This is a genomic window from Micromonospora sp. M51, from assembly GCF_018070305.1.
In the GTDB taxonomy this organism is placed as follows: Bacteria; Actinomycetota; Actinomycetes; order Mycobacteriales; family Micromonosporaceae; genus Micromonospora; species Micromonospora parva.
This window is the reverse complement of sequence record NZ_JAGPXZ010000263.1, coordinates 1-7,494: the sequence shown is the minus strand read 5'-3', so window position 1 is coordinate 7,494 and position 7,494 is coordinate 1. Positions and strand designations below refer to the sequence as shown.

General features: G+C 73.0%; 7 protein-coding genes and 1 pseudogene. 6 read left to right on the top strand and 2 right to left on the bottom strand.

The features are described from left to right. A pseudogene (locus KBX53_RS15915) lies at positions 1-192 on the bottom strand (DUF4870 domain-containing protein); the annotation flags it as partial. 225 nt (positions 193-417) lie between these two features. On the opposite strand from KBX53_RS15915, the gene hrcA reads away from it, so the two are divergent. The 3 genes from hrcA to KBX53_RS15900 all read left to right on the top strand — a co-directional run bounded on the left by hrcA (position 418) and on the right by KBX53_RS15900 (position 3,393). Further along, positions 418-1,440, top strand: a complete 1,023-nt coding sequence (gene hrcA, locus KBX53_RS15910) for a heat-inducible transcriptional repressor HrcA (RefSeq protein ID WP_030336470.1) — start codon at positions 418-420, stop codon at positions 1,438-1,440. A gap of 75 nt (positions 1,441-1,515) precedes the next feature. Then, complete coding sequence (gene dnaJ / locus KBX53_RS15905; RefSeq protein ID WP_030336468.1) at positions 1,516-2,658, top strand: molecular chaperone DnaJ; 1,143 nt, start codon at positions 1,516-1,518, stop codon at positions 2,656-2,658. Further along, positions 2,659-3,393, top strand: a complete 735-nt coding sequence (locus KBX53_RS15900) for a 16S rRNA (uracil(1498)-N(3))-methyltransferase (protein ID WP_030336466.1) — start codon at positions 2,659-2,661, stop codon at positions 3,391-3,393. A 282-nt stretch (positions 3,394-3,675) separates the two neighbouring features. On the opposite strand, the gene KBX53_RS15895 is transcribed toward KBX53_RS15900, so the two are convergent. Next, entirely contained in the window at positions 3,676-4,437 is a 762-nt protein-coding gene (locus KBX53_RS15895) for an SDR family NAD(P)-dependent oxidoreductase (protein WP_030336465.1), read from the bottom strand. A 99-nt stretch (positions 4,438-4,536) separates the two neighbouring features. Between KBX53_RS15895 and KBX53_RS15890 the strand changes: the two genes are divergently transcribed. The 3 genes from KBX53_RS15890 to KBX53_RS15880 all read left to right on the top strand — a co-directional run bounded on the left by KBX53_RS15890 (position 4,537) and on the right by KBX53_RS15880 (position 7,471). After that, positions 4,537-4,896, top strand: a complete 360-nt coding sequence (locus KBX53_RS15890) for a histidine triad nucleotide-binding protein (RefSeq protein ID WP_030336463.1) — start codon at positions 4,537-4,539, stop codon at positions 4,894-4,896. Next, entirely contained in the window at positions 4,893-6,281 is a 1,389-nt protein-coding gene (locus KBX53_RS15885) for a serine hydrolase domain-containing protein (protein ID WP_307857911.1), read from the top strand. Before KBX53_RS15890 ends, KBX53_RS15885 begins: the two co-directional genes overlap by 4 nt. A 131-nt stretch (positions 6,282-6,412) precedes the next feature. Further along, entirely contained in the window at positions 6,413-7,471 is a 1,059-nt protein-coding gene (locus KBX53_RS15880; RefSeq protein WP_210860089.1) for a PhoH family protein, read from the top strand. Positions 7,472-7,494 lie beyond the last annotated feature (23 nt).

Genomic DNA, 7,494 nt, shown 5'->3' with positions numbered 1-7,494 from the left:
GTAGCCACCTGACGTCGGTTGGTCACCGGTGGGAGGCGGATAGCCACCGGCCGGGGGATAGCCGGCCGGGCCGGGTGCGCCCGACAGTGGTGCGGTGGGCGGCTCGGCCGACGGGAACGGGCCCGGGGAGGTCGGCTCCGGCGGGTAGTTGCCGGGCTCACCCGAACCGGGAGGGCGAGGAGGTTCAGTCATGGATGTCACGGTAGGGGCCCGTGGCAACGCCGCACCAGAGCGACACCGCCCGGCAGTGCGGGCCGATTGGCCCAGTGCGGTGGCGCGGGCCGCACCGACCGGTGGCCGTTGATCATCGCGTCGGCGGGCCTGCCGACGTAGACTGGCACTCGCTACAGTCGAGTGCCAGGACGGCTCGGCCGGCCCAGGGCGCCGGCGGCCGACGTGCGACAGGAGGTGCGGAGGATGGGTCTCGACGACCGGAAACTCGCAGTGCTCCGCGCCATCGTCGAAGACTACGTCTCCACCCAGGAGCCGGTCGGCAGCAAGGCGCTGGTCGAGCGGCACCAGCTCGGGGTCTCCCCGGCGACGGTCCGCAACGACATGGCCGTGCTGGAGGAGGAGGGTTACATCCGGCAGCCGCACACCAGTGCCGGCCGGGTGCCCACCGACCGCGGCTACCGCCTCTTCGTCGACCGGCTGTCCCGGGTCAAGCCGCTCAGCCCGGCCGAGCGCCGGGCCATCGAGCGTTTCCTGGTCGGCGCTGTCGACCTCGACGACGTGGTGCACCGCACGGTGCGGCTGCTCGCCCAGCTCACCCGGCAGGTCGCCGTCGTGCAGTACCCGAGCCTGGCCCGCTCCTCGGTGCGACACCTGGAGCTGGTGCCGATCTCCACCACCCGGCTGATGCTCGTCATGATCGCGGACACCGGCCGGGTGGAGCAGCGACTCGTGGAGCTGCCCGGGCCGGTGCCCGCCGACGACGTCACCGACCTGCGTCGACTGATCAACGAGAAGCTCGCCAACGCCCGGCTGTCCGAGACGCCACCGCTGGTGCAGGCGCTGGTCGAGGAAGCGCCGACCGGGCTGCGACCGACCATGACCACGCTCGCCAGCGTGCTGCTGGAGACGCTCGTCGAACGGCACGAGGAACGGATCGCCCTCGCCGGCACCGCCAACCTCACCCGGGGCGGGCTGCTCGACTTCCAGGGCTCGCTGCGGCCGATCCTCGAGGCGCTGGAGGAGGAGGTCGTGCTGCTCAAGCTCATCGGTGAGACCGAGCCGAGCACGACCCGGGTGCTGATCGGCGACGAGAACGAGTTCGACAACCTGCGCGCCGCCTCGGTGGTCAGCACCGGCTACGGCCCGGGCACCACCATCGTGGGCGGGCTCGGGGTGCTGGGGCCCACCCGGATGGACTACCCCGGCAACATCGCCACGGTGCGCGCCGTGGCACGCTACGTGGGCGAGTTGCTGGCCCAGAACTGATTGGTCAGGGCCGATGCGGCCGGCTGCGGCCGCCGACCGGCGCAACGCGAGACGAACATGAGGACACGGAACGCAGTGGCCAGGGACTACTACGGCATTCTCGGTGTGAGCCGGGAAGCCTCCGATGACGAGATCAAGCGCGCCTACCGCAAGCTGGCACGCCAGTTCCACCCGGACGTCAATCCGGACCCGGAGGCTCAGGAGAAGTTCAAGGACATCAACGCCGCGTACGAGGTCCTCTCGGACGACCGCAAGCGGCAGATCGTCGACCTGGGTGGCGACCCGCTCGCCCCGGGTGGCGGCGCCGGTGGCCCGGGCGGCCCCGGTGGAGCCGGCCCGTTCGTCGGCTTCCAGGACATCATGGACGCGTTCTTCGGCGGTGCGGCGGGTGGCGCCCGTGGCCCTCGGCCGCGTACCCGCCCGGGTGCCGACGCGATCCTGCGACTCGAACTCGACCTGCACGAGACGGCGTTCGGCGTCGAGGCGCCGATCACCGTCGACACCGCTGTGCTCTGCACCACCTGCTCCGGTGCCGGCACCGCCGCCGGCACGCACCTGGCGACCTGCGAGGCGTGCGGCGGCCGGGGCGAGGTGCAGTCGGTGCAGCGGACGTTCCTCGGTCAGGTGGTCTCCGCCCGGCCGTGCACCGTCTGCCAGGGCTACGGCACCACCATCCCGCACCCCTGCCCGACCTGCGCCGGTGACGGCCGGGTGCGCACCCGCCGGTCGCTGACCGTCAAGATCCCGGCCGGCGTCGAGGACGGCATGCGGATCCGGCTGGCCCAGCAGGGCGAGGTCGGCCCGGGCGGCGGCACCGCCGGTGACCTCTACGTGGAGATCCACGAACGTCCGCACGACGTCTACTCGCGCAAGGGCGACGACCTGCACTGCCGGGTCACCGTGCCGATGACCGCCGCCGCGCTCGGCACCCGGCTGACCATCAAGACGCTGGACAGCGAGGAGCCGGTCGACGTCAAGCCCGGCACCCAGCCGGGCAGCACGCTGCGGCTGCGCGCCCGAGGCGTCCCGCACCTGCGCGGCACCGGCCGGGGTGACCTCTACGTCCACCTGGACGTGCGGACCCCGACCAAGCTCGACGCCGACCAGGAGAAGATGCTGCGCGACTTCGCCAAGACCCGTGGCGAGGAGGTCGCCGAGCTGTCCAAGCAGGGCGGCTTCTTCTCCCGGATGCGCGACGCGTTCAACGGGCACGCCTGAGTGTCCGCGCCGCTGTTCCTGGTCGAGGCGCTGCCCACCGGCGACACGCTGACCCTGGACGGCCCGGAGGGGCACCACGCCGCCACCGTGCAGCGGCTGCGCGTCGGCGAGGAGCTGCTGCTCGCCGACGGCCGGGGTGGCACGGCCGCCGCCGTGGTCACGGCCGTCGGCCGGGGCAGCCTGGAGGTCACCGTCACCTCCCGGGGGTACGCGGACGCGCCCGTACCCCGGCTGGTGACGGTGCAGGGCATCGCCAAGGGCGACCGGGGCGAGCTGGCCGTGCAGGCGATGACCGAGGTCGGGGTGGACGAGATCGTCCCCTGGGCGGCATCGCGTTCGGTGGTCCAGTGGCGCGGCGACCGGGGCGTACGCGCCCGGGAGAAGTGGGTGGCCACGGCCCGGGAGGCGGCCAAGCAGGCCCGCCGACCGTGGCTACCGGTGGTGGCCGGTGCGCCGGACGAGTCCACCGCCACGGTGGCCCGCCGGATCGCCGGTGCCGCCGCCGGGTTCGTGCTGCACGAGGAGGCCGAGGAGCCGCTGACCGGCGTCGACCTGCCGTCGGCCGGGGAGATCGTCCTCGTCGTCGGCCCCGAGGGTGGCATCGCCCCGGCTGAGCTGACAGCCTTCCGCGAGGCCGGTGGCCGGCCGGTACGCCTCGGGCCGGAGGTCCTGCGTACCTCCACGGCCGGCGTGGCCGCGCTCAGCGTGCTCGCCACCCGCCTCGGCCGCTGGTAGCTGGCCACCCCTGACGCCGCCGCTCGTTGCGGCCGCTGGTGGCCCGTCGCTCGTTTCGGCCGCTGGTGTTCCGCCGCGCGCTGGCTTGTGGTCCGGCCGGATCGGAGCCGCCCGCTCGATTGAGCGTGATGCCTCTGGGTCATCACGATGACTGACAGGCATCACGCTCAATGTGGTGTTCGCCGTCGGCCCGCAGGGCCGCGGCCCACCGCCGGTCGGTCGGGGGCCGCGGCCCACCGCCGGTCGGTCGGGCGGACGCCGCAGCGGGTTCGGGTCGCGAGGTCAGCTGCGCAGGTACGAGGCGCCGTTGAGGTCGACGATCGTGCCGGAGGCCCACGTGGCCTGCGGCGAGGCCAGCCAGTGCACGGCCGCGGCGATCTCCTCCGGTTCGCCCACCCGGTCGAACGGGCTCTGCGCCCGGATGGCGGCGCCCTCCTCACCGCGCAGGTACTCGGTGACCATGTCGGTCGCCACGAACCCCGGCGCGACGGTTGCCACCGTGATGCCGTACGGCGCGAGCGCCACCGCGAGGGACTGACCCAACGCGTTCAGCCCCGCCTTGCTGGCACCGTACGCCGGCTGGTGCGGCTCGCCGCGGAACGCGCCCCGGGACGAGACGTTGACGATCCGCCCGCCGCGCTCCCGCATGTGCTGGGCGGCGCACCAGATGACGTTGCCGGCACCGGTCAGGTTGGTCTCCAGCACCTGCCGCCAGCGGTTCTGCCACTGTTCGTACGAGGCGCCGAAGACCGGGTGCGGGTCGTCGCGGTCGCCGTACGTCCCGGCGTTGTTGACCAGCACGTCCAGCCCGCCGAGCAGCTCCGCGGCCCGGTCGACCATGGCCCGGACCGCGTCCGGATCGGTGAGGTCGGCGCGGACCACCACGTGCCCGGCGCCGGGTAGCCGCGCGCGCAGCCGCTCGGCCGCGTCGGCGGAGTCGCGGTGGTGGATGGCCACCCGGTCACCGCTGGCCGCGAACGCCATTGCCACCGCGCTGCCGATCCCGCGCGAGGCCCCGGTCACGAGTACCGCCCGATCCGTCATGCCGGCCATCCTGCCTCAGCCGTTTCTATGCCGGCGAACGGGCCGGCGGCGCGGGCCGCGCCACGGCGGCACCGGCCCGTTACTCCTTACACTGCCCCGATGGGATCCGACTGCCTGTTCTGCCGCATCGTCGCCGGGGAGATCCCGGCCACCGTGGTCCGGGAGACCGACACCACGCTCGCCTTCCGTGACATCGACCCGAAGGCGCCGGTGCACGTGCTGGTCATTCCGAAGGAGCACTACGCCGACGTGGCGACGCTCGCCCAGGGTGACCCGGCGCTCGCCGCCGACGTGCTGGCGACGTCCGCCGCCGTGGCCGAGGACGAGGGCCTGCTCGGCGACGGTTTCCGGCTGATGTTCAACACCGGCGCGTACGGCGGGCAGGAGGTGTTCCACGTGCACGCGCACCTGCTCGGTGGCGCGCCGCTGGGCCCGATGCTGGCCCGGGACCTCGGGTGAGCGTGCCGGACAGCCGCGTGCACGAGCACCTGGACCGACTCGTCCGGCGGGTGCAGGCCGACGCCCGGGTGCCGGCGGTGTCGGCGGCGCTGCACCGGGCCGACCGACCGCTCTGGACCCGTACCGTCGGCGGGACCGGCACCGACAACCCGCTGGGACCGGGCACCCAGTTCCGGATCGGCTCGGTCACCAAGACGTTCACCGCGGTGCTGGTCCTGCAGTGCCGCGACGACGGGCTGCTGGACCTGGACGACCCGGTGGGCCGGCACCTCGACCTCCCGGCGCACGGCGAGCTGACCGTACGCCGGTTGCTGTCGCACACCGCTGGCCTGCAACGCGAGCCGTTCGGCGACGTCTGGGACAGCCTGCGCGCACCGGACGCCGACCAACTGGTCGCCGAGCTGGACCGCGCCGAGCGGGTGCTGCCGACCGGCCGCCGGTTCCACTACTCGAACCTGGGTATGGCAGTCCTCGGCCAGCTCGTCGCCCGGCTGCGGGGCGGGAGCTGGGCGCAGGCCCTCACCGAGCGGATCCTGACGCCGCTGGGGCTGACCGACACCACAGTGACCCCACGGCCGACGGCGGCCACCGGGTTCCTGGTCGACGCGTACTCCGACGAGGCGCACCCGGAACCGCCGACCGACTTCGGCGCTGTCGGCCCGGCCGCCCAGTTGTGGAGCACCGCCACCGACATGGCCCGCTGGGCGGCGTTCCTGGCCGACCCGGCTGCCCTGGACCCGGGCGGCGCGGTCCTCGCCCCGGCCACCCTGGACGAGATGCGCTGGCCGTTGACCACCACCGACGAGACGCTCTGGGGCGCGGGCTTCGGGCTCGGGCTGATCCTGATCCCACAGGGGGAACGGGTGATGCACGTGGGGCACGACGGGGCGATGCCCGGCTTCCTCGCCGGGGTGTACGGCCGTCGCGGTGGTGACGGCACGGCAGGTGCGATGGGCGCCGCGGTGCTCGGCTCGTCCGGCACGGCCGCCGAACTGCTCAGCCTGCCGCACCGGCTGCTCGCGGTGGCGGTCGAGCACGACCCGGCCGAGATCGAGCCCTGGCGTCCCGGGGCGCCCGCGCCGGCGGCCCTGCGGGGTGCGCTCGGCCGTTGGTGGGGCGAGGGCAGCGAGTACGTCTTCTCCTGGCACGACGGCGCCCTGCGGGCGCGCGGGGTCGACGACCCGGCCGGACGACCGCCGGCGATCTTCACCCCGTTGGCGGACCAGCCGGACGTGTTCCGGGTGGTCTCCGGTCGGGAGGCCGGTGAGCTGCTGCGACTGACCCGGGACGAGGCCGGCGTGGTGGTCCGGATGCACTGGGCGACGTACCGGTTCACCCGCCACCAGGAGACCTTCGACCGGTACGACTTCCGGGCCGGGGGTTGATCGCGGCCAGCGGAAATGGGCGCGATGCGGCCCGTGTTGAACCGATACGATGGGTGTAACGTCCGCACGCCAGGCCAGCAGGCCGGCGCCGAGATCGAGAGCAGGTGGCGCAGGGCCCTTCGGCCCGACCTATGACCGGCACCCCACCTCCCGGCCCGCCCCGGGTGCAGACCAGGATCACCGTGCCCGACCCGAAGATCATGGTGAATCTGCTCGGCGCGGGCGACGAGATCCTCCGACTCGTCGAACGCTCGGTCACCAGTGACGTGCACGTCCGCGGCAACGAGATCACCATCACCGGTGACCCCGCGGACAACGCTCTCGCCGAGCGGGTCTTCAGCGAGCTCCTCGAACTCATCGAGAAAGGCGAGACCCTGACCACTGACGCCGTCCGGCGTACCGTCGGCATGCTCGAGCAGGGCAGCGCCGAGCGGCCCGCCGAGGTTCTGACGCTCAACATTCTCTCCCGGCGCGGGCGCACCATCCGCCCCAAGACGCTCGGGCAGAAGCGGTACGTCGACGCGATCGACACGCACACCATCGTCTTCGGCATCGGCCCGGCCGGCACCGGCAAGACCTACCTGGCGATGGCGAAGGCCGTCCAGGCGTTGCAGGCCAAGCAGGTCAACCGGATCATCCTCACCCGTCCGGCGGTCGAGGCGGGCGAGCGGCTGGGCTTCCTGCCCGGCACGCTCAACGAGAAGATCGACCCTTACCTTCGCCCGCTCTACGACGCGCTGCACGACATGCTCGACCCGGAGACGATCCCGAAGCTGATGGCCGCCGGCACGATCGAGGTCGCGCCGCTGGCCTACATGCGGGGCCGCACGCTCAACGACGCGTTCATCATCCTGGACGAGGCGCAGAACACCACGCCCGAGCAGATGAAGATGTTCCTCACCCGGCTCGGCTTCAACTCGAAGATCGTCGTGACCGGTGACATCACCCAGGTGGACCTTCCCGGCGGGACGAGCAGCGGCCTGCGGGTGGTCCGGGAGATCCTGGAAACCGTCGACGACGGGCACTTCTCGCAGCTGTCCACCTCCGACGTGGTCCGCCACCGGCGGGTCGGCGAGATCGTCGACGCGTACGCCCGCTGGGACGCCGAGCGGGCGAATCAGCAGGCGCAGGGCGTTCACGCCGTGCCTGGGCGACCCGCCCAGGGCGGCCGGGCCGGCCGCCGCCGCTAAAGCAGAGGAAAGCAGTTGTCCAT

What these genes read in the sequence shown, in the direction of transcription:
- KBX53_RS15895 (WP_030336465.1), bottom strand. Translation starts at nt 4,437, where the DNA reads ATGACGGATCGGGCGGTACTCGTGACCGGGGCCTCGCGCGGGATCGGC.
- KBX53_RS15880 (WP_210860089.1), top strand. Translation starts at nt 6,413, where the DNA reads ATGACCGGCACCCCACCTCCCGGCCCGCCCCGGGTGCAGACCAGGATC.
- KBX53_RS15890 (WP_030336463.1), top strand. Translation starts at nt 4,537, where the DNA reads ATGGGATCCGACTGCCTGTTCTGCCGCATCGTCGCCGGGGAGATCCCG.
- hrcA (WP_030336470.1), top strand. Translation starts at nt 418, where the DNA reads ATGGGTCTCGACGACCGGAAACTCGCAGTGCTCCGCGCCATCGTCGAA.